General features: G+C 74.1%; 20 protein-coding genes and 1 tRNA gene. 10 read left to right on the forward strand and 11 right to left on the reverse strand.

Going from position 1 to position 22,225, the window contains the following annotated elements:
• Positions 1-46: 46 nt before the first annotated feature.
• From rho to argS, 6 genes are all read right to left on the reverse strand, one after another.
• Positions 47-2,152, reverse strand: a complete 2,106-nt coding sequence (gene rho, locus ABC795_RS13540; RefSeq protein WP_347060724.1) for a transcription termination factor Rho — start codon at positions 2,150-2,152, stop codon at positions 47-49.
• Positions 2,153-2,524: 372 nt separating this feature from the next.
• Complete coding sequence (thrB, locus tag ABC795_RS13545) at positions 2,525-3,478, reverse strand: homoserine kinase (protein WP_347057714.1); 954 nt, start codon at positions 3,476-3,478, stop codon at positions 2,525-2,527.
• Positions 3,475-4,536, reverse strand: a complete 1,062-nt coding sequence (gene thrC, locus ABC795_RS13550) for a threonine synthase (protein ID WP_347057715.1) — start codon at positions 4,534-4,536, stop codon at positions 3,475-3,477. The genes thrB and thrC overlap by 4 nt, the downstream gene beginning before the upstream one ends.
• Positions 4,533-5,831, reverse strand: coding sequence for a homoserine dehydrogenase (locus ABC795_RS13555; protein WP_347057716.1), 1,299 nt, complete (start codon positions 5,829-5,831; stop codon positions 4,533-4,535). Before ABC795_RS13555 ends, thrC begins: the two co-directional genes overlap by 4 nt.
• Positions 5,828-7,321, reverse strand: a complete 1,494-nt coding sequence (gene lysA / locus ABC795_RS13560; RefSeq protein ID WP_347057717.1) for a diaminopimelate decarboxylase — start codon at positions 7,319-7,321, stop codon at positions 5,828-5,830. The genes ABC795_RS13555 and lysA overlap by 4 nt, the downstream gene beginning before the upstream one ends.
• Positions 7,318-8,979 (reverse strand): arginine--tRNA ligase, encoded by a 1,662-nt coding sequence (argS, locus tag ABC795_RS13565; RefSeq protein WP_347057718.1) that lies wholly within the window; start codon positions 8,977-8,979, stop codon positions 7,318-7,320. The genes lysA and argS overlap by 4 nt, the downstream gene beginning before the upstream one ends.
• Positions 8,980-9,139: 160 nt before the next feature.
• Here argS and ABC795_RS13570 point away from each other — a divergent pair, with 160 nt between their 5' ends.
• The 6 genes from ABC795_RS13570 to ABC795_RS13595 all read left to right on the forward strand — a co-directional run bounded on the left by ABC795_RS13570 (position 9,140) and on the right by ABC795_RS13595 (position 13,085).
• Positions 9,140-9,865 (forward strand): DUF3105 domain-containing protein, encoded by a 726-nt coding sequence (locus ABC795_RS13570; protein ID WP_347057719.1) that lies wholly within the window; start codon positions 9,140-9,142, stop codon positions 9,863-9,865.
• Positions 9,866-9,919: 54 nt separating this feature from the next.
• Positions 9,920-10,594 (forward strand): DUF305 domain-containing protein, encoded by a 675-nt coding sequence (locus tag ABC795_RS13575; protein WP_347057720.1) that lies wholly within the window; start codon positions 9,920-9,922, stop codon positions 10,592-10,594.
• A gap of 70 nt (positions 10,595-10,664) precedes the next feature.
• A tRNA-Arg gene (locus tag ABC795_RS13580) sits at positions 10,665-10,739 on the forward strand.
• A 259-nt stretch (positions 10,740-10,998) separates the two neighbouring features.
• Positions 10,999-12,624, forward strand: coding sequence for a sodium-dependent transporter (locus tag ABC795_RS13585; RefSeq protein WP_347057721.1), 1,626 nt, complete (start codon positions 10,999-11,001; stop codon positions 12,622-12,624).
• A complete protein-coding gene (locus ABC795_RS13590) occupies positions 12,621-12,755 on the forward strand; it encodes a methionine/alanine import family NSS transporter small subunit (protein WP_347057722.1) in 135 nt (44 codons plus the stop codon). Before ABC795_RS13585 ends, ABC795_RS13590 begins: the two co-directional genes overlap by 4 nt.
• 108 nt (positions 12,756-12,863) lie before the next feature.
• Positions 12,864-13,085, forward strand: a complete 222-nt coding sequence (locus ABC795_RS13595) for a hypothetical protein (protein WP_347057723.1) — start codon at positions 12,864-12,866, stop codon at positions 13,083-13,085.
• 177 nt (positions 13,086-13,262) lie between these two features.
• On the opposite strand, the gene ABC795_RS13600 is transcribed toward ABC795_RS13595, so the two are convergent.
• Positions 13,263-14,033, reverse strand: a complete 771-nt coding sequence (locus ABC795_RS13600) for a 3-oxoacyl-ACP reductase family protein (RefSeq protein ID WP_347057724.1) — start codon at positions 14,031-14,033, stop codon at positions 13,263-13,265.
• A 123-nt stretch (positions 14,034-14,156) separates the two neighbouring features.
• Here ABC795_RS13600 and ABC795_RS13605 point away from each other — a divergent pair, with 123 nt between their 5' ends.
• The 4 genes from ABC795_RS13605 to ABC795_RS13620 are packed head-to-tail and all read left to right on the forward strand — an operon-like array spanning position 14,157 to position 17,700.
• Positions 14,157-15,659, forward strand: coding sequence for a long-chain fatty acid--CoA ligase (locus tag ABC795_RS13605; protein ID WP_347057725.1), 1,503 nt, complete (start codon positions 14,157-14,159; stop codon positions 15,657-15,659).
• A complete protein-coding gene (locus ABC795_RS13610) occupies positions 15,656-16,114 on the forward strand; it encodes a hypothetical protein (RefSeq protein ID WP_347057726.1) in 459 nt (152 codons plus the stop codon). The genes ABC795_RS13605 and ABC795_RS13610 overlap by 4 nt, the downstream gene beginning before the upstream one ends.
• Positions 16,062-17,156 (forward strand): alpha/beta fold hydrolase, encoded by a 1,095-nt coding sequence (locus ABC795_RS13615; protein WP_347057727.1) that lies wholly within the window; start codon positions 16,062-16,064, stop codon positions 17,154-17,156. The genes ABC795_RS13610 and ABC795_RS13615 overlap by 53 nt, the downstream gene beginning before the upstream one ends.
• Position 17,157: 1 nt before the next feature.
• The gene (locus ABC795_RS13620) at positions 17,158-17,700 is read left to right on the forward strand and encodes a GNAT family N-acetyltransferase (RefSeq protein ID WP_347057728.1); all 543 of its coding nucleotides are present in this window, start codon (positions 17,158-17,160) and stop codon (positions 17,698-17,700) included.
• Between the two features lie 36 nt (positions 17,701-17,736).
• Here the strand turns inward: ABC795_RS13620 and ABC795_RS13625 are convergent, their stop codons facing one another.
• The 4 genes from ABC795_RS13625 to ABC795_RS13640 form a co-directional block, all read right to left on the reverse strand.
• On the reverse strand, positions 17,737-19,374 hold the full coding sequence (locus tag ABC795_RS13625; RefSeq protein ID WP_347057729.1) for an ABC-F family ATP-binding cassette domain-containing protein: 1,638 nt from the start codon (positions 19,372-19,374) through the stop codon (positions 17,737-17,739).
• Positions 19,375-19,444: 70 nt separating this feature from the next.
• The gene (locus ABC795_RS13630) at positions 19,445-20,524 is read right to left on the reverse strand and encodes an adenylate/guanylate cyclase domain-containing protein (protein WP_347057730.1); all 1,080 of its coding nucleotides are present in this window, start codon (positions 20,522-20,524) and stop codon (positions 19,445-19,447) included.
• A gap of 14 nt (positions 20,525-20,538) precedes the next feature.
• Positions 20,539-21,009, reverse strand: a complete 471-nt coding sequence (locus ABC795_RS13635) for a universal stress protein (protein WP_347057731.1) — start codon at positions 21,007-21,009, stop codon at positions 20,539-20,541.
• Between the two features lie 10 nt (positions 21,010-21,019).
• On the reverse strand, positions 21,020-22,186 hold the full coding sequence (locus ABC795_RS13640) for an MFS transporter (protein ID WP_347057732.1): 1,167 nt from the start codon (positions 22,184-22,186) through the stop codon (positions 21,020-21,022).
• Positions 22,187-22,225 lie beyond the last annotated feature (39 nt).

Genomic DNA, 22,225 nt, shown 5'->3' on the forward strand with positions numbered 1-22,225 from the left:
CGACCAGTATCCCTGATCGCCGTGCCCCGCCGGCGGGCGGTACCGCTCACTCCCCGCCGGGCCCGAGCGTCGTCTTCTGGATCTGCATGAGGAATTCGACGTTGTTGCGGGTCTTCTTCAGCTTGTCGAGCAGCAGTTCCAGCGCCTGCTGGGGCTCCAGGGCGGCGAGCACCCGGCGCAGCTTGATGACGATGGCCAGCTCGTCGGGCGACATGAGGATCTCCTCCTTGCGCGTGCCCGACGCGTTGACGTCGACCGCCGGGAAGACCCGCTTGTCCGCCAGCCGGCGGTCGAGCTTGATCTCGGCGTTCCCGGTGCCCTTGAACTCCTCGAAGATGACCGTGTCCATCGTGGAGCCGGTCTCGACCAGCGCCGAGGCGATGATCGTGAGCGATCCGCCGTTCTCGATGTTGCGGGCCGCGCCGAGGAAGCGCTTGGGCGGGTAGAGCGCCGTGGAGTCCACCCCGCCGGAGAGGATGCGCCCGCTGGCGGGGGCCGCCAGGTTGTAGGCGCGACCCAGGCGGGTGATCGAGTCCAGCAGGACGACCACGTCGTGGCCCATCTCGACCAGGCGCTTGGCCCGCTCGATGGAGAGCTCGGCGACCGTGGTGTGGTCGGCCGGCGGCCGGTCGAAGGTCGAGGCGATGACCTCGCCCTTCACCGAGCGCTGCATGTCGGTGACCTCTTCCGGACGCTCGTCGACCAGGACGACCATCAGGTGGCACTCGGGGTTGTTCGTCGTGATGGCGTTGGCCAGCGACTGCAGCACCATCGTCTTGCCGGCCTTCGGCGGCGACACGATCAGCGCGCGCTGCCCCTTGCCGATCGGCATGACGAGGTCGATCACCCGGGTGGTGAGCAGGTGCGGCTCGGTCTCCAGCCGCAGCCGGTCCTGCGGGTAGAGCGGCGTGAGCTTGGTGAACTCCGGCCGGTTGCGGGCCTGCTCGGGGTCCAGACCGTTGACCGAGTCGAGCCGGACGAGCGCGTTGTACTTGTCCTTGCGCTCCCCCTCCCGGGGCTGCCGGACGGCACCGGTGATGGCGTCACCGCGGCGCAGGCCGTAGCGGCGGACCTGCGACAGCGAGACGTAGACGTCGTTCGGCCCGGTCAGGTAGCCCGAGGTGCGGACGAACGCGTAGTTGTCCAGCACGTCGAGGATGCCGGCGACGGGCAGGAGGACGTCGTCCTCGCTGACGGTCGGCTCGCCCTGCTCGAAGCGGTCCCGGCCGGTGCCGCGCTTGTTGCGGTCGCGGTACCGGCGCCCGCGACGGCCGCGGCCGCCCTCGAAGTCGTCGTCGTCCTCATCGGTGGACGCGGGACCGCGACCACCGTCGTTGCGGTTGTCGTTCCGGTTGTCCGGACGCCCGCCCCGGTCGTTGCGGTCGCGGTCGGGGCCACGGCTGCCGTCCCGGTTCGCACCGTCGCGGTTGGCGTTGCGCTCGTCGCGGTCGGCGTTCCGCTCACTGCGGTCGGCGTTCCGCTCGTTGCGGTCGCCACCGTCGCGGTTGCTCCGCTCGTTGCGGTCCCCGCCGTCGCGGTTGGCCCGCTCGTTGCGGTCCCCGCCGTCGCGGTTGGCCCGCCCATTGCGGTCCCCGCCGTCGCGGTTGGCCCGCTCGTTGCGGTCGCCACCGTCGCGGTTGGCCCGCTCGTTGCGGTCCCCGCCGTCACGGCCGGCGTTCCGGTCGTCGCTCTCCCGGGCGTCCCCGCGCTCCGTGCGGGTGCGGTCGCGGTTGCGCTGCGGCCGGTCGCCGTCGCGCTGCTCGTCGTCGCGGGGCTCGGTGGTGGTGGCCGGCGCCTCCGCCGGTGCGGCATCGGCCGCGGGGGCCTCCGTCGCGGTGCCGGGCGATCCGGCCGGACGGCTGGCGGCACGACGAGTGCGGGCCGGCGCGGACGTCGCCTCGCCGGTCAGCGGGCCGCCGTTCCCGCCGCCGCTGACCGGGGCCTCGAGGGGGGCGGCGGTCGCGGCGACACCGCGGGCGGCGTCGGCCCCGTCGGTGGTCGCGCTCTCCGTGCGGGGCGCGGGTGCGTCGACCGAGGAATCTCCGCCCACCTGGCGGGCGGAGATGGCGGCGACCAGGTCGCTCTTGCGCATCCGGCCGGTGCCGGAGATGCCCAGCTCGCCGGCCAGGCGCTGCAGCTCGGGCAGCAGCATGCCCGACAGCCCGTTGCCGCGGCGACGGGGGCGGCCCGCCGGCCCAGAAGCGGCAGTGCCCTCGGCGGAGGCGGCGGCATCGGGCGCGCCGGTCACGCCGAGGTCGGTGGTTTCACTCACGTACAGGTCCTTCCCTGCGGTGACCTACGCCGTCTCGGCGCAGGGGGGGCCCGGTCCCCGGCGGGCCGGCCCGAGTACGGGACGGGCGCGCGTCAGGAGACAGGTTGAGAGGTGCGAGGCGGATCAGCGACGAAGAGGTATCGAACGTCTGCTTCGGCCCCGCGCGAGGCACGCCCTCCTGGGCGGCTACGCCGTGAGCCTAGTCGCAGCTCACGGACTGGACAACACCGGATGATCTCGGCGTGTTCCTCGTTACCGAGACGATACCTGGCGCAGCGGGCGGTCGACCCGGGCACCGGTCGGATCGACGTCCAGCGGCAGCACCGACCAACCCTCCGGAGCCAGTTCCCCGATGGCGCGCACCTCGCTCTCACCCGGTCGCTCGTCGGCACCCGTCGGGGTGCGGCGGCCCAGCACGAGCACCGATGGCCCGGCACCGGAGATGACCGCGGCGTGCCCGGCCGCCCGCAGGCCGTCCACGAGCGCCAGCGAGCCGGGCATCGCGGCGGTGCGCTGACGCTGGTGCAGCCGGTCCTCGGTGCCCTCCAGGAGCAGCGTTCCCGAGGTCAGCGCATGCACCAGGAGCGCGGACCGCCCGGCGTTGAACGCGGCATCGGCGTGCGGCACGACGTCGGGCAGCAGCCCACGCGCCAGCTCCGTCGACAGCGTCGCCTGCGGGACCAGGACGACCGGCAGCACGTCCTCGTGCACGGTCAGGCTGTCGGCGCCGACGCCCCCCTCCCCCATCCAGGACAGCGTCAGCCCACCCAGCAGGCAGGCGGCGACGTTGTCGGGGTGCCCCTCCATCGCGGTGGTGAGCCGGAGGACGGCGTCCAGGTCGATCACCTCGACGTCGGGGCACAGCGCCCAGGCGCCCATGACCCCGGCGACGACCGCCGCGGCCGACGACCCCATCCCCCGGCCCTGCGGGATGGCGTTCTCCGCCACCACCCGCAGGCCGGGCGGGGTCCAGCCGAGCTCGGCGCAGGCGGCGCGGAACGCGCGCACGACCAGGTGCGACTCGTCGGTGGGCAGCTCACCGGCCCCCACCCCGCTCACCTCGACGGACAGCCCCCCGGGCTGCACCGAGAACTGGAGCACGTCGTGGTGCTCCAGGGCCAGACCGGCGCAGTCGAACGCCGGTCCGAGGTTGGCGCTGGTGGCGGGCACGCGGACGCGGACCCGGTGGGGGTCGAGGACGCTCACAGGCCCAGCTGCACCGCTGCCGCGGCGGCGTCGACCGGCACGGTGACCGGCGCGGGGGCGCCGGAGATGGCCCACTCCGGGTCCTTGAGGCCGTTGCCGGTGACGGTGCAGACGATGCGCTGCCCCGGCTCGAGCTCCCCGGCGCCGGCGACCTGCAGCAGGCCGGCGACCGAGGCCGCCGACGCCGGCTCGACGAACACCGCCTCGCTGCGGGCGAGCAGCCGGTAGGCCGAGAGGATCGCGCGGTCGGTGACGGCGTCGATGCGCCCGCCCGACTCGTCGCGGGCCGCGAGCGCCTTGGTCCAGGAGGCGGGGTTGCCGATCCGGATCGCGGTGGCGATCGTGCTGGGGTTCTCCACCACCTGCCCGGTGACGATCGGCGCCGCGCCGGCCGCCTGGAAGCCCCACATGCGGGGGGTGCGCGAGGCGATGCCGTCGGCCGCGTACTCGCGGTAGCCCTGCCAGTAGGCGGTGATGTTGCCCGCGTTGCCCACCGGCAGGCAGTGGATGTCAGGAGCGTCGCCGAGCACGTCGACGATCTCGAAGGAAGCGGTCTTCTGCCCCTCGATGCGGAACTGGTTGACGCTGTTGACCAGGCTGACCGGGTAGTCGATCGCCAGCTTGCTGGCCAGCGCCAGGCAGTCGTCGAAGTTGCCCTCGACCTGCAGCAGCCGGGCGCCGTGCACCAGCGCCTGCGCCAGCTTGCCCATCGCGATCTTGCCCTGCGGCACCAGGACGGCGCAGGTCATGCCGGCCCGCGCGGCGTAGGCGGCGGCGCTGGCGCTGGTGTTGCCGGTGGAGGCGCAGATGACCGCCTGCGCCCCCTCCTCGAGGGCCTTGGTGATGGCCATCGTCATCCCGCGGTCCTTGAAGGAGCCCGTGGGGTTCGCGCCCTCGACCTTGAGGTAGACGTCGCAGCCGGTGCGCCGCGACAGCTCGCGCGCCGGCACCAGCGGGGTGGCGCCCTCCTGCAGCGTGACCACCGGGGTGGTGTCGCTGACCGGCAGCCGGGCCCGGTATGCCTCAATCAGGCCCGGCCAGACCGGGGACACGCTCATGACAACCCCTCCACGCGCAGCACGCTGGTGACCCCCCGGACCGCGGGCATCTCCCGCAGCGCGGCAATGGTGGCCGACAGCGCCGCGTCCGGGGCGCTGTGGGTCACGATGACCAGCGTCGCGGCGTCGCCGCGGCCGGTCTGACGGACGGTGGAGATGCTCACCTCGTGCCGCGCGAACTCCTGCGCGACGGCGGCGAGCACACCCGGCTTGTCGGCCACGTCCAGGCTGACGTGGTACCGCGTCGGCGTCTCGGCCATGGGCCGGACGGCGAGGTTGGCGTAACCGGTGACGCCCGGGCCGGGGCCGCCGGTGACCCGGTTGCGGGCGACCGCCACCAGGTCGCCCAGGACGGCGCTGGCCGTCGGCTCCCCGCCCGCCCCCTGCCCGTAGAACATGAGCTGGCCGGCCGCCTCCGCCTCCACGAACACGGCGTTGAACGCGCCGCCCACCGAGGCCAGCGGGTGCGCGGTCGGGATCATCGCCGGGTGCACGCGGACGGCGACCGAGTCGGCGTCCCCGTCCTGGCTCGTGACCCGCTCGCAGATGGCCAGCAGCTTCACCGTGCAGCCGATCTCCGCGGCGCGCGCGACATCGGTCGCGGTGACGGTGGAGATGCCCTCGCGGTGCACGTCGACCGCCGCCACCGGGGTGTGGAACGCCAGCGAGGCGAGGATCGCGGCCTTGGCGGCGGCGTCGAAGCCGTCGACGTCGGCGGTCGGGTCCGCCTCGGCGTAGCCCAGCTCGGTCGCCTCGGCCAGCGCCTCGCCGAAGCCGGCACCGGTCTCGGCCATGCGGGACAGGATGTAGTTCGTCGTCCCGTTGACGATGCCCACGACGCGTGACAGCTGGTCGCCGACCAGCGACTCCCGCAGCGGCCGCAGGATCGGGATGGCCCCGGCGACCGCGGCCTCGTAGTAGAGGTCCACGCCGGCCTCGGCAGCCGCGGCGTGCAGGGCGACGCCGTCCTCGGCCAGCAGCGCCTTGTTGGCGCTCACCACCGACTTGCCGCTCTCGAACGCCGCCAGCATGAGGGAGCGCGCCGGCTCGATGCCGCCGATCACCTCGACGACGAGGTCGACGTCGTCGCGGGTGACCAGGCCGTGGGCGTCGGTGGTCAGCAGGTGCGCCGGGACGTCGGGGTGGTGCGCCGGGCGGCGCACGGCGACGCCGGCCACCTCCACCGGGCGGCCGATGCGGGCGCCGAGGTCGTCGGCCTGCTCCTGCAGCGCGCGCAGCACCGCGCTGCCGACGGTGCCGCAGCCGAGCAGCGCCACCTTGAGGGGTCCGGTCACGAGGTCGCTCCCGCGGGGTGCTCGGGCGCCGGCTGGTCGATGGCCGGCGAGGGGGCGGGGCGGTCGGCGAGGACCGCGTCGAGGGCGAACACGTCGGACAGTGTCTGACGTCGCACGATCTCCGTGGCGGCGCCGTCCCGGACGGCGACCACCGGCGGCTTGAGCAGGTAGTTGTAGTTGCTCGCCATCGACCAGCAGTAGGCACCGGTGGCGGCGACGGCGAGCAGGTCGCCGGGCACGACGTCCGACGGCAGCCACAGGTCGCGGACGAGGATGTCGCCGCTCTCGCAGTGCTTGCCCACCACCCGGCACAGCGCCGGCGGGGCGTCGGAGGTCCGGTTGGCCAGCACGCAGGTGTAGGAGGCGTCGTACAGGGCGGTGCGGATGTTGTCGCTCATCCCGCCGTCGACGGAGACGTAGTTGCGCACCAGCGGCGTCCCCGGCGCACCGGAGGCGCCCAGGCGCACCGGCTTGATCGTGCCGATCTCGTACAGCGTCACCGTGCCGGGCCCGGCGATGGCCCGGCCCGGCTCGACGGCCAGCCGCGGGACCGGCAGGCCGAGCTCCGCGCACTCGGCGGCGACGACGCTGCGCAGCCGGGCGGCGACGTCGACCGGGCTGACCGGGTCGTCGTCCGGGATGTAGGCGATGCCGAAGCCACCCCCGAGGTTCAGCTCGCCGAGCACCTCGCCGGTGGCGTCCCGGACGGCGCCGAGCAGCCCCACCACGCGGTGCGCCGCGGCCTCGAAGCCGGCGGTGTCGAAGATCTGCGAGCCGATGTGGCTGTGCAGGCCGGCCAGGTGGAGGGCCGGCTCGGCGACGACCCGGCGGGCGGCCTCGAGCGCGTCCCCGGTGGCCAGGGAGAAGCCGAACTTCTGGTCCTCGTGCGCGGTGGCGATGAACTCGTGGGTGTGCGCCTCGATGCCGACGGTGGTGCGGATGAGCACCGCCACCGGGGCGCCGCCGGAGGCGACGCGGGCCTCGGCGAGCGGCACCAGCCGGTCGATCTCGTCGAAGGAGTCGAGCACGACGTGCCCGATGCCGGAGTCGACGGCCAGCTCCAGCTCCACCAGCGACTTGTTGTTGCCGTGCAGCGCGATCCGCTCGGCGGGGAACCCGGCGGCCAGCGCGACGGCGAGCTCGTTGCCGCTGCAGGCGTCCAGGTGCAGCCCGTCCTCGGCGATCCAGCGGGCCACCTGGCCGCAGAGGAACGCCTTGGAGGCGTAGTGGACGTCGGCGTCGGCGAACGCGGTCGCGAAGTCGGCGGCGCGGCCGCGGAAGTCCGCCTCGTCGAGCACGAACAGCGGCGTGCCGTGTGCGCGGGCCAGGTCGGTGACGGCCCGGCCGGCCAGGTGCAGCTCGCCGTCGACCCGCTCAGCAGAGCGGGGCCAGACCTGGGGGTCGAGGACGCCGAGCTCGGCAGGCGGGGCGCCGGCGGCCGAGGGCGGCGCCAGACTTCCGTGCAGCGGCCCCGCCGGGTGCGCCCTCACATCCGCTCCGGCGCGGAGACGCCCAGCACGGCCAGCCCGTTGCGCAGGACCACCGCGGTGGCCGCGCACAGCCACAGCCGGGCGGTGGTCAGCGGGGTCGCCTCCTCGTCGCCGCGGGGCAGCACGCGGCAGGAGTCGTAGAACCGGTGGTAGGTGCCGGCCAGCTCCTCGAGGTAGCGGGCCACCCGGTGCGGCGCGCGCAGCTCGGCGGCGGCCGTGACGACCCGCGGGAACTCCCCGAGCGCCCGCAGCAGGGCGTTCTCGCGCTCGTGGGTGAGCTGCCCGGCGTCGACGTCCCCGGCCTCGCCGAGGCCCAGCCCCAGGTCGGCGGCGTTGCGCAGCACCGACGAGATCCGGGCGTGCGCGTACTGGACGTAGAAGACCGGGTTGTCGTTGGTCTGCCGGCTCCACAGGTCCAGGTCCAGGTCGATCTGCTGGTCGACCGAGGCCCGCGCCAGCGCGTACCGGGCGGCGTCGGCGCCGACGGCCTCGACGAGGTCCTCCAGCAGGACGACGGTGCCGGCCCGCTTGCTCATCCGCACCGGCTCGCCGTCGCGGACCAGGTTGACCAGCTGGCCGAGCAGGATCTCCAGGTTCGCCTCGGGGTCGTCGCCCACGGCGGCCGACAGCGCCTTGTACCGGCCGACGTAACCGGCGTGGTCGGCGCCCAGCATGATCACGACCTTGTCGAAGCCACGGTTGCGCTTGTCGAGGTAGTAGGCGCAGTCGGCGGCGAAGTAGGTGGGGGCGCCGTCGCTCTTGATCAGCGGCCGGTCCTTGTCGTCGCCGAAGTCGGTGGTGCGCAGCCACACCGCGCCGTCGGCCTCGTAGACGTGGCCGTTCTCCCGGAGCCGGGTGATGGCCTTCTCCAGGGCGCCGGTCTCGTGCAGGGTCCGCTCGGAGAAGTACACGTCGAAGACCACGCCGAAGCCGGCCAGCGTGCGCTTGATCTCGGCGAACATCAGCTCGACGCCGAGCACCCGGAAGCGCTCCTGCTGCTGGTCCTCCGGCAGCTCGAGCAGGCCCGGCTCGGCCGCGAGGACCTGGCCGGCGATCTCCCCGATGTAGTCGCCGGCGTACCCGTCCTCGGGCACCGGGCGGCCGTGCGCGGCAGCCATGAGGCTCAGCGCGAACCGGTCGATCTGCGAGCCGGCGTCGTTGAAGTAGTACTCCCGCGTGACCGTTGCGCCGCTGGCCTCGAGCAGCCGGCCGAGCGCGTCGCCGACGGCCGCCCAGCGGGTGCCGCCGATGTGCACCGGACCGGTCGGGTTGGCGGAGACGAACTCGAGATTGAGGTTCTGGCCGGCCAGGGCCGTGGTCCGGCCGTACGCCTGCCCTGCCGTCACCGCGTCGACAGCGATCTTGCCGAGCGCGCCCTGGGCGAGGGTGATGTTGAGGAAGCCCGGGCCGGCGACGTCGACGGTGGCGATGCCGTCGTGCGCGCGCAGCTCCGCGGCCAGCAGCTCGGCCACCTGGCGCGGTGGCCGGCCCGCCGGTTTGGCCAGGCGCAGGGCCACGTTCGTGGCGTAGTCGCCGTGATCGGGGTTCTTCGGCCGCTCGACCACGACGTCCGCCGGCACCTCGACGGGCAGCTCGCCTCGCTCGACGACCGCGGCCACGGCGGTACGAACGACGTCCTGCAGCTGCTCCGGTGTCACCCGGCGAGCGTACTGACCCTCTTCCGGAGCCCGGAGGCTCCACCCGGGCGGCCCGGCTCCCAGCCTCCGCACAGGTCCCCGACCTAGACTCCCGCGCGGTGGAGGGGCCGTCCCGGCCCCGCCGCAGCGGCGCGCACGCGCCCCGTAACGAGGAGAGGCCTTGGCCAAGGACCGCACGCCCGACAAGAGCCGAGCCACCGGCGGTGGGGCCTCGCGGGCCGGCGGCCGCGGCACGGGCGGTCGCACCCGGCCGCCGACGCAGGTCGTGGCCCAGCAGCGTCCCTGGGGACTGATCGCCGCCGCCGTCGCCGTCGTGGTGTTCGCCGCGGCCGTGATCACCTACGCCGTGGTGCAGGTGCGCGAGGCCGACGCCCTGAGGGTCGAGTCCATCGACGAGATCGCCGGCGCGCAGACCTACGAGTACGAGGGCGGCCTGCACGACGACGGCCCGATCGAGTACGAGCAGTCCCCGCCGGTGGGTGGCCCGCACGCCAACCTCTGGGCCGACTGCACGGGCACCGTCTACGACGTCGACATCCGCCACGAGAACGCGGTCCACAGCCTCGAGCACGGCGCCGTCTGGATCACCTACAACCCCGACGAGGTGACCGACGCCGACATCGCCACGCTCGCCGAGCTCGTCGACGGCGTGTCCTACCGGATGATGTCGCCCTACGAGGGCCAGGACGCCCCGATCAGCCTGCAGTCCTGGGGGCACCAGCTCAAGGTCGACAGCGCGGACGACGAGCGCGTCAAGCAGTTCGCCGACCTGATGACCGCCAAGGCCGGGGAGTTCCCCGAGCCGGGGGCCACGTGCGAGAGCCCGACCTTCCTGGCCGACCCGCTCGTCGCCGAGGCCGCGTCGGCCGGGACGTCCGCGCCCTGACGTGGCGGCGCCGTCCCCGTCCACTCCCACGCCCGCCCCGCGGAGGCAGCTCGCATGACCAGCACGACAGGTGCCCGGCGTGGCAGCGCAGTGCGCACCGCCCTGCTCGCCGTCATCGCCGTCGGGCTGGTGGTGCTGGGCGGCGGGCTGGCCGTCGCCCTGGGCATCGGCCGGGACGGGACGCCGACGCCCACGGCCGACTCGGTCGACGCGGGGTTCTCGCGGGACATGTCGCGGCACCACCTCCAGGGCGTGGAGATGGCCAACCTCGTCGCCGAGCGCAGCGACGACCCGGAGGTCGAGCAGCTGGCCTTCGACATCTCCGCCACCCAGACCAACCAGGCCGGGCGCATGCAGGGCTGGCTGGCGCTGTGGGGGCTGTCCCTGTCCGGCGAGACCATGACCTGGATGGGCGAGGACGGGCACGCCGCCCACGACATGGGTGGCGTGGGTACCGGCGCCGGCGCGCTCATGCCCGGCATGGCCACCGAGGCGGAGCTGGCCGAGCTGCGGAGCCTGTCGGGCACCGAGTTCGACGTCGAGTTCCTCCGGCTGATGATCCGGCACCACCAGGGCGGCTTCGACATGGCCCGCTACGCGGCCGAGAACGCCGAGGTGGCGGCCGTGCGCGACCTCGCCCGGTCGATCGAGCAGTCGCAGGGCGCGGAGACGACGACGATGACCCGGATGCTCACCGCCCGGGGCGGAACGCCCCTGCCCGAGCCGTGACGCGCGGCCCGGGAGCCGCTTCCCGGGCCGGCGCGTGGGGCTGGTAACTTCTCCCCTGCCCCACCACCGAGCCCCCGTAGCTCAGGGGATAGAGCACCGCCCTCCGGAGGCGGGTGCGCAGGTTCGAATCCTGCCGGGGGCACCACCGGGCGCTGACCGTGGAGCCTTCCGGGGGCCGACCGCCGGTCGCCGGCACAGTGCGACGAGGCCCCACGGGCCCCGACCCCGGGGATCGACGGGCCTCGTGCGCGTTCTGCCCGTGCCACCGCGCCGCGTCCCGGCCCGCGGCGCGACCCTTTTTGCGTCCGGGGGTTTGACGTGACCGGAGTTCTGGCACCTTCCCCCCGCCGGCCCATCGCGCCCCGGTGCCTGCAGGCTGGGCGGAGCACGACGCAGGAGGTCAGATGAGCACGCCAGCTGATCACTCCACCACGCTGTCCCACGAGGAGGGCCGGCGCGGCGCCTTCAGCTCGCGACGCGTCTTCATCCTCGCGGCGATCGGCTCCGCGGTCGGGCTGGGCAACATCTGGCGGTTCCCCTACGTCGCGTACGAGAACGGCGGCGGCGCCTTCCTGCTGCCCTACCTGGTGGCGCTGCTGACCGCCGGCATCCCGTTCCTGCTGCTGGACTACGCGATCGGCCACCGCCACCGCGGATCCGCGCCGCTCTCCTTCGCCCGGCTGCGCCGCGGCACCGAGGGGCTCGGCTGGTGGCAGGTGGCCATCTGCTTCGTCATCGCCGTCTACTACGCGGCGGTCATCGCCTGGGCGCTGCGCTACACCTTCTTCTCGCTCGACCAGGCCTGGGGCGCCGACCCCGAGGCCTTCTTCTTCGGTGAGTTCCTGCAGGCCGGTGACGTCCAGGTCACCGCCGACGTGGTGCCGGGGGTGCTCGTCCCCCTGGCGCTGGTCTGGCTGGCCGTCCTCGTGATCATGGCCCTCGGCGTCCAGCGGGGCATCGGGGTGACCTCGCTGGTCCTGATCCCGGTGCTGGTGCTCGCCTTCAGCGCCCTCGTCGTGCAGGCGCTGCTGCTGCCGGGCGCGGGCGCGGGCCTGGACGCGCTGTTCACACCGGACTGGTCGGCGCTCACCTCAGCCCCCGTCTGGGCCGCCGCGTTCGGCCAGATCCTCTTCTCGCTGTCGGTCGGTTTCGGCATCATGATCACCTACGCGTCGTACGTCCGCCGCCGCGAGGACATGATCGGCTCCGGCCTCGTCGTGGGCTTCTCGAACTCCGGCTTCGAGCTGCTCGCCGGCATCGGCGTGTTCGCCGCCCTGGGCTTCATGGCCGAGGCGAGCGGGGACGCGGTCGGCGACGTGGTCGACGGCGGGATCGGCCTCGCCTTCATCGCCTTCCCGACGATCATCAGCGAGGCGCCGGCCGGCGCCCTCCTCGGCGTCCTGTTCTTCGGGTCGCTCGTCGTCGCCGGCATCACCTCGCTGATCAGCGTGATCGAGGTGGTGATCTCGGCCGTCCGCGACAAGCTCGACACGAGCCGCCTGACCGCGACCCTCGCGGTCGGCGTTCCGGCCGCGGTGCTGAGCCTGGTGCTCTTCAGCACGACGAGCGGCATCTACGTCCTCGACGTCGTCGACCACTTCGTCAACCAGTACGGCATCCTCGTCGTGGCGCTGCTCAGCATGCTGGTCGTCGCCTGGGTGGTCCGTGCCCTGCCCGTCCTCGGCGAGCACCTCAACGTCCACGGCCGTCCCCGGGTCGGCACCGGCTGGCGGGTCCTGACCAGCGTCGTCGCCCCGGCGGGCCTGGCCGTCGTGCTCGTCCTCGCCGTGCGGGACGACCTCGCCGCGCCCTACGAGGACTACCCCACCTGGCTGCTGCTGGTCCTCGGCTGGCTGCTGGTCCTGGCGCTGCCGCTGGTCGGCTTCCTCCTCGCCCGGCTGCCGTGGCGCTCCGGAACCCACCTGGACGGGCCGCCACCCGGCTCCGACCCCGCGGCGCCGCTGCACGCGACCTCCGCGACGGACCCGAACCGCCCGGGAACCGGGCACGACGAGGGAGGCCGGCCATGAGCGCCGAGGCGATCGCGATGATGGTGGTGGCGATGGTCGTGATCTGGGGCGGCCTCGTGCTGGCCGTCGCCAGCCTGCTGCGCCACGGAAACGTCGAGGACCGCGCCGAGAACGGGCGCCGGGACCTCTGACCCGGTGCACGGCGGCCTGCGCCGTGATGATCGGCTCGCCCGACGACTCCTGCCTCGGTCCTCGGCGAGGACATCGTCGGCCTGCTCGACGCCCTGGGGCTGGACCGGGTGCACCTGGTCGGCCCCTCGACGGGCGGGATGGCGCAGCTGGTCGCCATCGCGCACCCGGAGCGGGTGCGCAGCCTCACCTGGATCATGTCGACGACCGGCGCCCGGGCGCCGGTGCGCCGAACGAGGCGGCGATGGGCGTGCTCCTCGCCGCGCCGGCGACCGACCGCGAGGCGCCGTCCAGCGTGTCGTCGACACCTACCCCCCGACGGCGCTGCCTGAAGTGCCCCCGACGGCGCTGCCCGAAGTGCGCCGGCCCGCACAGCGGGTCACCACTGCGAACTGGGCCACCGTCGAGGTCATCGACGGTGGCAGCGCGGCGGCGGGGCGGCGGCGCTCCCGGAGCCCGACCGACTGCGACTGCACCGCCCGCCGACCGCGCCGCCGCCGGAGGCCCGCTCAGCTGGTGAGCATGCCGCCCTCGACCGGGATGGTGGTGCCGGTGACGTAGCCGCCGGCGTCGCTGACGAGGAAGACGAGCGCGGCGGCGAGCTCCTCGGGCTCGCCCTTGCGCCCGACGAGCACCCGGGTGAGCTGCGACTCCAGGTAGCCCTCGGGGTACTGGTCGGTCATCTCCGAGGTGAAGAAGCCCGGCGCCAGGGCGTTGACCCGGATGCCCTTGCGGCCGGTCCACTGCTGGGCCAGGTCGCGGGTCAGCCCGATGAGCCCGGCCTTGCTGGCGGCGTAGGCCGCCTGCGGCAGACCAGCGGTGGTCAGGCCGAGGACGCTGGAGATGTTGACGATCGAGCTGCCCGGCTGCATGACGCGGCCGCACGCCTGGGCCATCCAGTAGCAGCCGTTGAGGTTGACGTCGATGACCTGCCGGAACTGCTCCGGGGTCTCCCGCGTCGCAGGCGCGGCAGTGCCCACCCCGGCGTTGTTCACCAGGACGTCGACCTTGCCGAACTCCGCCATGGCGGCGTCGACGAGCGCCTGGCAGTCCTCCGGCCGGGAGACGTCGGTGGCCACGCTGATCGCGCGCCGGCCGGTCGCCTCCACCGCGCGCTGGGTGTCGGCCAGCCGATCGGCCCTGCGGGCACCGAGGACGACATCGCAGCCGGCCTCGGCCAGGGTCCGGGCGAAGACCGCACCCAGCCCCGAGGAGGCGCCGGTCACGATGGCGACGCGGTCGTCGAGGCGGAACAGGTCGAGGATCGTGCGGTCGGGCATGAGTGGTGTCTCCCTCGGGGGGCGGCGGGCGGTCGCCGTCACCGTATCCGTCCTGTGCGGTACATCACCGGGTGAGCCGGGTAGGGGCCGCCGGTCCAGCCATCGGCCACAGGGAGGACGACCGTGACCAACCTCGCGCAGAACCTGCTCGACTCCGCCGCCGAGGGAGCCGACCGGACGGCCCTCCGGATGGACGAAGCCGAGCTGACCTACGGCCAGTTCCGCGACGCCGCCCTCCGCGTCGCCGCCTCGCTGCAGGCGCGCGGCGTGCAGCCCGGTGACCGCGTCGGGCTGGTGCTGCCGAACGTGCTGGCCTTCCCGGTCGTCTTCTACGGCGCGCTGCTCGCCGGCGCCGCGGTCGTGCCGATGAACCCGCTGCTCAAGGCCCGCGAGGTGCAGTACTTCCTCGAGGACTCCGGTGCGCGGGTCGTCGTCACGCTGGAGACCACCGCCGGCCCCGTGCGCGAGGCGGCGGACGCCGTCGGTGCCGAGGCCGTCGTGGTGGGGCCGGCCTCCCCCACCGAGCTGATGGCCGACGAGCCACTGGGCGCGCCGGTGGAGCGGTCCGACGAGGACCTGGCCGTCGTCCTCTACACCTCGGGGACGACCGGGCAGCCGAAGGGCGCCGAGCTCACCCACGCCAATCTGGGCCGGAATGCGCTGACCACCGCCGACACGCTGGCCGAGAACACACCCGACGACGTGATCATGGGGTGCCTGCCCCTGTTCCACGTCTTCGGACTGACCTGCGGCCTGAACACCTCCGTCCTGCGGGGGTCGCTGCTCACGCTCATCCCCCGGTTCGACGGCGCGAAGGCGCTGCAGGTGATCGAGCGCGACCGGGTGACCATCTTCGAGGGCGTCCCGACGATGTTCGCCGCGATGCTGCACTCCCCCGGCGCCGGCGAGCACGACGTGTCCAGCCTGCGGCTGTGCGTCTCCGGCGGCTCGGCCATGCCGGTGGAGATCATGCGCTCGTTCGAGGAAGGGTTCGGCTGCACGATCCTGGAGGGCTACGGCCTCAGCGAGACCTCCCCGGTCGCCTCCTTCAACCACCCGCACGCCGAGCGGAAGCCCGGTTCGATCGGAACCCCGATCCGCGGCGTGGAGATGCGCCTGGTCGACGACGACGGCAACGAGGTGGGCGCCGGCGAGGTCGGCGAGATCGCCATCCGCGGCGAGAACGTGATGCGCGGCTACTGGGCGCGGCCGGAGGAGACGGCGAAGTCGATCCCCGACGGCTGGTTCCGCACCGGTGACCTCGCCCGCACCGACGAGGACGGTTACTTCTTCATCGTCGACCGGAAGAAGGAGATGATCATCCGCGGCGGTTACAACGTCTATCCGCGGGAGATCGAGGAGGCGCTCTACGAACACCCGGCGGTGGCCGAGGTGGCCGTGGTCGGCGTCGCGCACCCCGAGCTGGGCGAGGAGGTGGCCGCTGCGGTCGCGCTCAAACCCGGCGCCACCGCCGAGGCCGACGAGCTGCGCGAGTTCGTCAAGGCCCGGGTGGCCGCCTACAAGTACCCGCGGCACCTCTGGCTGGTCGACACGCTCCCCAAGGGGCCGACCGGGAAGATCCTGCGCCGCGCCGTGGAGGTTCCGCAGGAGGTGGGAACCCGATGACCCCGCCGCCGGTGCCCCGCACGCCCCCGCCGTCGCCGCCGCTGTGGCGGCAGGCGTTCGACGCCGCCGAACGGGCCGTGGCGCCCCGTGCGGAGAGCCTGGTCCGCACCGAGCACTTCGCCCTCGGCGCCGCGCTGGTCCGGCGGGCGCAGACCCTCGCCGGCCGGTCGGTGCAGGGGCTCAGCGCCCGCGCCTGGCACCTGCTCAACCTGCCCGCGGGCAGCGACATCAGCCGGCTCCGCGCGCAGATCGGCTCCCTGGACCGGGAGGTGCGCCGGTTGACCCTGCAGCTGGAGTCCGAACGGCGACGGAGCGCAGGCTCCGGGCGCACCCGGCCAGCCACGACGACGACAACCCCGACCACGGAGGACGACGATGCCGACGGTTCCCAGCCCGCAGACGGTGCTCGATCGCGTCCGGCGGGACGTCGAGCGCAACGCCCTCCGGGCGCGTAACGGCATCAAGATGGTCGCCGGGGTGGACCGCCCCGGAGTCGGCCTCAGCCCCAAGGACGTCGTCTGGCAGCGCGGCCGCACGCAGCTGTGGCACTACCGCAACGACGACGTGCGGTACGGGCCACCGCTGCTGATCGTCTTCAGCCTGGTCAGCCGCAGCTACATCCTCGACCTGACCCCCGGCAACAGCTTCGTGGAGCAGCTGGTCGACGCCGGCTTCGACGTCTACATGCTCGACTGGGGAGAGCCCGACGAGCGTGATGCCGGCAACCGCCTCGAGGACTACGTCGACGACTACATCCCGGCGGGGATCGACCGCGTCCTCGAGCTTTCCGGCGCCGACGAGGTGAACCTGTTCGGCTACTGCTTCGGCGGGGACCTCGCCCTGCTCCACGCCGCGCACCACCCCGACGCCCCGCTGCGCAGCCTCACCGTGCTGGCCACCCCGGTCGACTTCCGGCGCATGGGGCCGCTGGCCGACATCTTCCGCGTCGGTGGCATGGACGTCGACTCGGTCCTCGGCCCCGACGGCAACGTCCCGCCGTCGGTGGTCGTGCAGGGCTTCCGGACGCTGACCCCCACCTCCGAGGTGACCCGCTACGTCACGCTGTGGGAGCGGCTCTGGAACGACGACTACGTCGCGTCCTACCAGGCCATGACGGGGTGGTCGGACGACCACGTGCCCTTCCCCGGCGCAGCCGCGCGGGAGACGGCGGAGATGCTGGTGCGGGACAACGGCATGGTCAACGACCGGCTCACCGTGGGCGGGGACCCGGTGCACCTCTCCGACATCCGGGTGCCGTTCCTCACCGTGCGGGCCAACCGCGACCACATCGTGCCGCCGGACGCGACCGCGCCGCTGATCGACCTGATCGGTTCCCCCGACAAGCACGAGCTCTGCCTGGACGCCGGCCACATGGGGCTGGTCGTCGGGCGCACCGCGGCCAAGACGACGGTGCCCAGGATCATCGACTTCGTCCGCCGGCGCAGCGATCCGCTGGACGCCGACCGCCCGACCGACACCGCGACACGGGAGGCCTGACATGACGGTGGTCGAACTCGGACCGGAGCGCTGCGACGCCTTGCTGCGCTTCTTCGGCGACCTCCCCGAGGGAGACCTCACCTTCATCGAGGAGGAGGTTACCGATCCCGACACCGTCCGCTCGTGGGTGACCGGCGCCTCCCCCGGCGGCCGCTGGGTCGCCGTCGACGGCGACGTGGTGACCGGGTACGTCGCGATCCGCCCGCTCCCGGGGTGGTCGGACCACGTCGGTGAGCTGCGGCTGGTCGTCGCACCGTCGAGCCGGGGAACCGGGCTGGGCCGGGAGCTGGCCCGTCGCGCCCTCGTCGAGGGGGTCAGGTCGGGGCTGCGCAAGATCGTCGTCGAGGTGGTCGCCGAGCAGGGGCCGGCGCTGGCGCTCTTCAGCGACCTCGGCTTCAGCGGCGAGGCCCTGCTGCGCGACCACATCCGCGACCGCGGGGGCGAGCTGCGCGACCTGTTGGTGCTGGCGCACCACGTGTCCGACACGTGGTCGGGCATGGACACCGTCGGCATCGCCGACGAACTGGGCGCTCCGGCCGGCTGAGCGCCCCGGCGCCCGCCCACTCCGCGCGCGGTCGGCTCACCGCTCGGTGACCCGCCCGCCGTCGACCTCGAGCCGTCGGTCGGTGGCCACGGCCTCGAGCATCCGGCGGTCGTGGGTGACCAGCAGCAGGGTGCCGGTGTAGCCGGCCAGGGCCTGCTCGAGCTGCTCGATGGCCGGCAGGTCCAGGTGGTTGGTCGGCTCGTCCAGCACCAGCACGTTGACGCCCCGGGCCTGCAGCAGCGCCAGGGCCGCGCGGGTGCGCTCCCCCGGCGACAAGGTGAGGGCCGGGCGCAGCACGTGGTCAGCCGTGAGCCCGAACTTGGCCAGCAGCGTCCGCACCTCCGCCGTCGGCCAGTCGGGCACCTCGGCGCCGAACGCGTGGAGCAGCTGCTCGGAGCCGAGGAACCGCCCGCGGGCCTGGTCGATCTCGCCGATCCGGACCGCCGGGCCGAGGCCTCCCGCCCCCTCGTCCAGCGGCACCCGGCCCAGCAGGGCCGCGAGCAGGGTCGACTTCCCGGATCCGTTGGCGCCGGTGATGGCGACCCGGTCACCCCAGTCCACCTGCAGGTCCACCGGGCCAAGGGTGAAGCCACCCCGGCGGACGACGGCGCCGCGCAGCGTGGCCACGACCGCACCGGCCCGCGGCGCGGCGGCGATCTCCATCCGGAGCTCCCACTCCTTGCGGGGCTCCTCGACGACGTCCAGGCGCTCGATCATGCGCTGGGTCTGCTTGGCCTTGGCCGCCTGCTTCTCCGATGACGCCCGGTTGGCGGCCTTGATGTGCCTGTCGCCGTCCTTGGACTTCTTGATCGAGTCGCGGACGCCCTTCGCCATCCAGTTCCGCTGCATCCGCGCGCGTGCCTCGAGCCCGGCCTTGGTGTCGGCGAACTCCTCGTACTCCTCCCGGGCGTGCCGCCGGGCCACCTCCCGCTCCACCAGGTACGCCTCGTAGCCGCCGTCGTGCACCCGCACCAGCTGCTGGGCGAGGTCGAGCTCGACGATCCGGCTGGTGGTCCGGGCCAGGAACTCGCGGTCGTGGCTGACGACGACGACGCCGGCCCGCGCACCGGTCACGAAACGCTCCAGCTGGTCGAGCCCGGCCAGGTCCAGGTCGTTGGTCGGCTCGTCGAGCAGCAGGACGTCGTAGCGCGAGAGCAGCAACGAGGCCAGGCCCACCCGGGCGGCCTGCCCGCCGGAGAGCCCGGTCATCGGTGCGTCGAGCGCGACGCCGGGCGCGACCTCGGCCACCACCTCCTCGGCCCGCTCGTCGAGGTCGGCTCCGCCGAGGGCGAGCCAGCGCTCGAGCGCGTCGCCGTACGCGTCGTCCGCGCCCGCCGCACCGGCGGTGAGGGCGTCGGTCGCGGCGTCCAGGGCCGCCTGGGCGGGAGTGACACCGGTGCGCCGGGCGAGCGCGGCGAGGACGGTCTCCCCCTGCCGCCGCTCGTGCTCCTGCGGGAGGTAGCCCAGGGTGGCCGTCGGCGGGCTGAGCGCGATGCTGCCGGCCTCGGCGGGGATCTCGCCGGCCAGCGTGCGCAGCAACGTCGACTTGCCCGCGCCGTTCACCCCCACCAGGCCGACGACGTCAGCCGGGGCGACGACGAGATCGAGGTCGGAGAACAGCACGCGGGCGCCGTGACCGGCCGCCAGGCCGCGGGCGACGAGGGTGGCGCTCACCCCTACAGCCTGCCAAGCCGGCCCGGCCGACCGACAGCGGAATCCCTTCCGGCGCGCCGCGGCGGGTGGCTCACTCCTCCGCGTCGTCCCCCTCGACGTCGAAGGCGTCCTCGTCGTAGCCGCTGTCGGCGTCCTCCCCCGGCCCGGCGTCGGCTGTCCTGCTCCGGCGGATCAGCCACGGCTGCAGGTGGTCGTAGCCACGCACCGAGACCCGGCGCAGCGGCCGCGCGCGGTAGCCGGGCAGCCCGCGGACCCGGTCGGCCAGCTCGCGGTCGACCAGCAGTGCCCCGGGACGGGCCAGCGAGGTCAGCCGGCTGGCCAGGTTCACCACCGGCGAGTAGACGTCTCCCAGCCGGGTGAGCACAGCGCCGTAGGCCGCTCCGACCCGCAGCGGTGGCCGGTCGGTGGCGTCCCAGGCGTGCGGCAGCTCCAGCCCGATCTCGGCGGCGTCGGTGGCCGACCCGGCGGTGAACAGCACTCCGTCCCCGACCGTCTTCACGACCCGGCCGTGGTGCCGGGCGATGACCTCGGCGGCGGTGCCCTCGAAGTTCTCGACCATCGCGCCCAGCTCGCGGCCGGCCATGCCGCGGCTGCGCGAGGTGTAGCCCACCAGGTCGGCGAACCCGACCGCGAGCTCCCGCCGGTCGCCGGGGCCGGTGGCGGCCAGCAGCCGGTCGACGTTCGCCACGAGGTGCCGGCGCCACACGTAGTCCTGCACCTCGCGCAGCCGGGGCAGCAGCGTCCGCGCCGCCTCCACCGCCCGCTCCGTGGTGTCCGCGGGGCCCTCCCCCTCCGGCGCTCCGCGGAGCAGCACGTCGGCGAGCATGTCGGTCTGCCAGTCGGCCAGCCGGGACAGCGACTGCCCCATGGCCCGGGCGATCGAGGCCTCGCTGTCGGGGTCCACGAAGCCGGAGTCGATGAGCTCGGAGAGCACCCCCAGGGCCGCCACGTCGGCATCGGTGAAGGCCGGGTCGTCGTCGGCGGCGTCAGGGAAGCCGAGGGCCCGCCAGAGCCGCTGGGTGCGCTCGGGCGGCATGCCGGCCAGGCGGCCGACGTCCAGCCGGGTGTACCGGCGGGGGCCGTCGAGCAGCAGCCGCTCCAGCGCCTCGCGGGCGCCGGGGACCGGGCCGTCGCCGCCGGGATAGTCCATGCCCGTCGCGGGCCTCAGTCGGTGGTGTGCACGACGAGCACGTCGCACTCCGCGCGGCGCGTGGCATCGGCCGGCACCGAGCCGAGCAGGCGGCCCTTGATGCTGCTCAGCCCACGGTTGCCGACGACCAGCAGATCGGCGTTCTCCCGGCGGACGACGTCGAGCAGCGTCTCGACCGGTGACCCCATGACCGCGACGGTGCGCACCTTCACGACGCCGGCAGCACCGGCGCGCTCGGCGGCGGTGCGCACGGTCTCCTCGGCCGGGTGCGACCCGACCACCTGGTACGCCTCGTCGCCCAGCACGTCCTGCGCACGAGCCAGCTCGCGGTCGTCGCCCTCGGTGGGGAGGTAGGCGCACACGACGACCAGCGTCGCCCCGCAGGCGCCGGCCAGGGCACCGGCGCGGGCGACCGCGCGGAGAGACGATGCCGACCCGTCGGTTCCGACGACGACCGTGGAGTAGGCGCTCGCGGGCTCGCTCACGGCGCGCACTCTATGGGACCGCGGCCGGCCGTGTGCCCGCGGTCACGCGAACGGGCGCCGTGCGGCCGGCCAGGAGCGCCACCCCGGCGAGCAGCACCGGGAGCAGCCCGAGCGCCGCCGAGAGGCCGACGAGCTCGGCCAGGCCACCGATGACCGGCGGGCCGAGGAGGAAACCGAGGTAGCCGGGCGTGCTCACCGCGGCGAGCGCCGGGCCGGCCTCGGCCTCGCCCTCGGCCGCCGCCGAGAAGACCAGCGGAACGGTGCAGGCCAGGCCGATGCCCAGGGCGGCGAAGCCGGCCAGCACGACGGCGACCGTCGGGCCGGCCACGACCAGCACCCCGCCGGCCGTGGCGACCAACGCGGAGATCCGCACCGTCCGCACCCGGCCCCACGCGGCGACGACCCGGTCACCGGCGAGCCGGCCGGCCACCATCGTGACGCTGAACGCCGTGTACGCCAGGCCCGCGACCCCGGCGGAGGCGCCCAGCTCGTCCCGGAGGTGGACGGCGCTCCAGTCCCCCACCGCCCCCTCGGCGAGCAGGACGACGAGCGCGATGACGGCCAGCGGCAGCAGCCGCCCCCGAGGCCACGCGAACAGCGGCCCCGCCGGTCCCTCGATGCGCTCCTCCCGGAGCAGCGCCGGGAACAGGGGTGCGGTCAGCAGGAACAGCACCAGGCCCGTCCCGCCCAGGTGCGCCGCCAGCCCGAGGTCCATCGCCGCGGCCAGCGACCCGGTCAGCGAGCCCGCCAGCGCCCCGGCCGAGAAGGCCGCGTGGAACGACGACATCACCGGCCGGGCGAGCACTCGTTCGACCGTGACCGCCTGGGCGTTCATGGCGACGTCCAGGCTGCCGAACGCCAGCCCGAAGACGAGCAGCACCGGGACGAGCCAGGGCAGCGACGTGGCCAGCCCCAGGAACACCGGGACGGCGAAGAAGAGGAGGGCGGAGGCGATCGTCGTCGTCCGGCTGCCGAACCGGGCGCTGAGCGCGCCGATCAGCGGCATGGCGACCAGGGCACCGATCGCCGGCACGAGGAGCGCACCACCGAGCGCGGCGTCGGACAGACCGAGGTCGCTCTTCACGGTGGGGATCCGCACGGCCCAGTTGCCGAAGACCGCGCCGTTCGCCGCGAAGACGACGGTCACGGCCAGCCGCGCCCGTCCCGGTGCACCCACCCCGCCAGTCGACCACGCGGTGCCGACGGTCCGCCGGGC

Origin of the sequence: Blastococcus sp. HT6-30 (assembly GCF_039729015.1) — a bacterium.
Lineage (GTDB): Bacteria > Actinomycetota > Actinomycetes > Mycobacteriales > Geodermatophilaceae > Blastococcus.

Bases quoted from the DNA above. Each gene is read 5' to 3' on its own strand.
- ABC795_RS13600 (WP_347057724.1), bottom strand. From the start codon at position 14,033: ATGCCCGACCGCACGATCCTCGACCTGTTCCGCCTCGACGACCGCGTC.
- ABC795_RS13590 (WP_347057722.1), top strand. From the start codon at position 12,621: ATGAGCGCCGAGGCGATCGCGATGATGGTGGTGGCGATGGTCGTGATC.
- rho (WP_347060724.1), bottom strand. From the start codon at position 2,152: ATGCTGCTGCCCGAGCTGCAGCGCCTGGCCGGCGAGCTGGGCATCTCC.
- ABC795_RS13585 (WP_347057721.1), top strand. From the start codon at position 10,999: ATGAGCACGCCAGCTGATCACTCCACCACGCTGTCCCACGAGGAGGGC.
- ABC795_RS13620 (WP_347057728.1), top strand. From the start codon at position 17,158: ATGACGGTGGTCGAACTCGGACCGGAGCGCTGCGACGCCTTGCTGCGC.
- thrC (WP_347057715.1), bottom strand. From the start codon at position 4,536: ATGAGCGTGTCCCCGGTCTGGCCGGGCCTGATTGAGGCATACCGGGCC.
- ABC795_RS13610 (WP_347057726.1), top strand. From the start codon at position 15,656: ATGACCCCGCCGCCGGTGCCCCGCACGCCCCCGCCGTCGCCGCCGCTG.
- ABC795_RS13575 (WP_347057720.1), top strand. From the start codon at position 9,920: ATGACCAGCACGACAGGTGCCCGGCGTGGCAGCGCAGTGCGCACCGCC.
- ABC795_RS13630 (WP_347057730.1), bottom strand. From the start codon at position 20,524: ATGGACTATCCCGGCGGCGACGGCCCGGTCCCCGGCGCCCGCGAGGCG.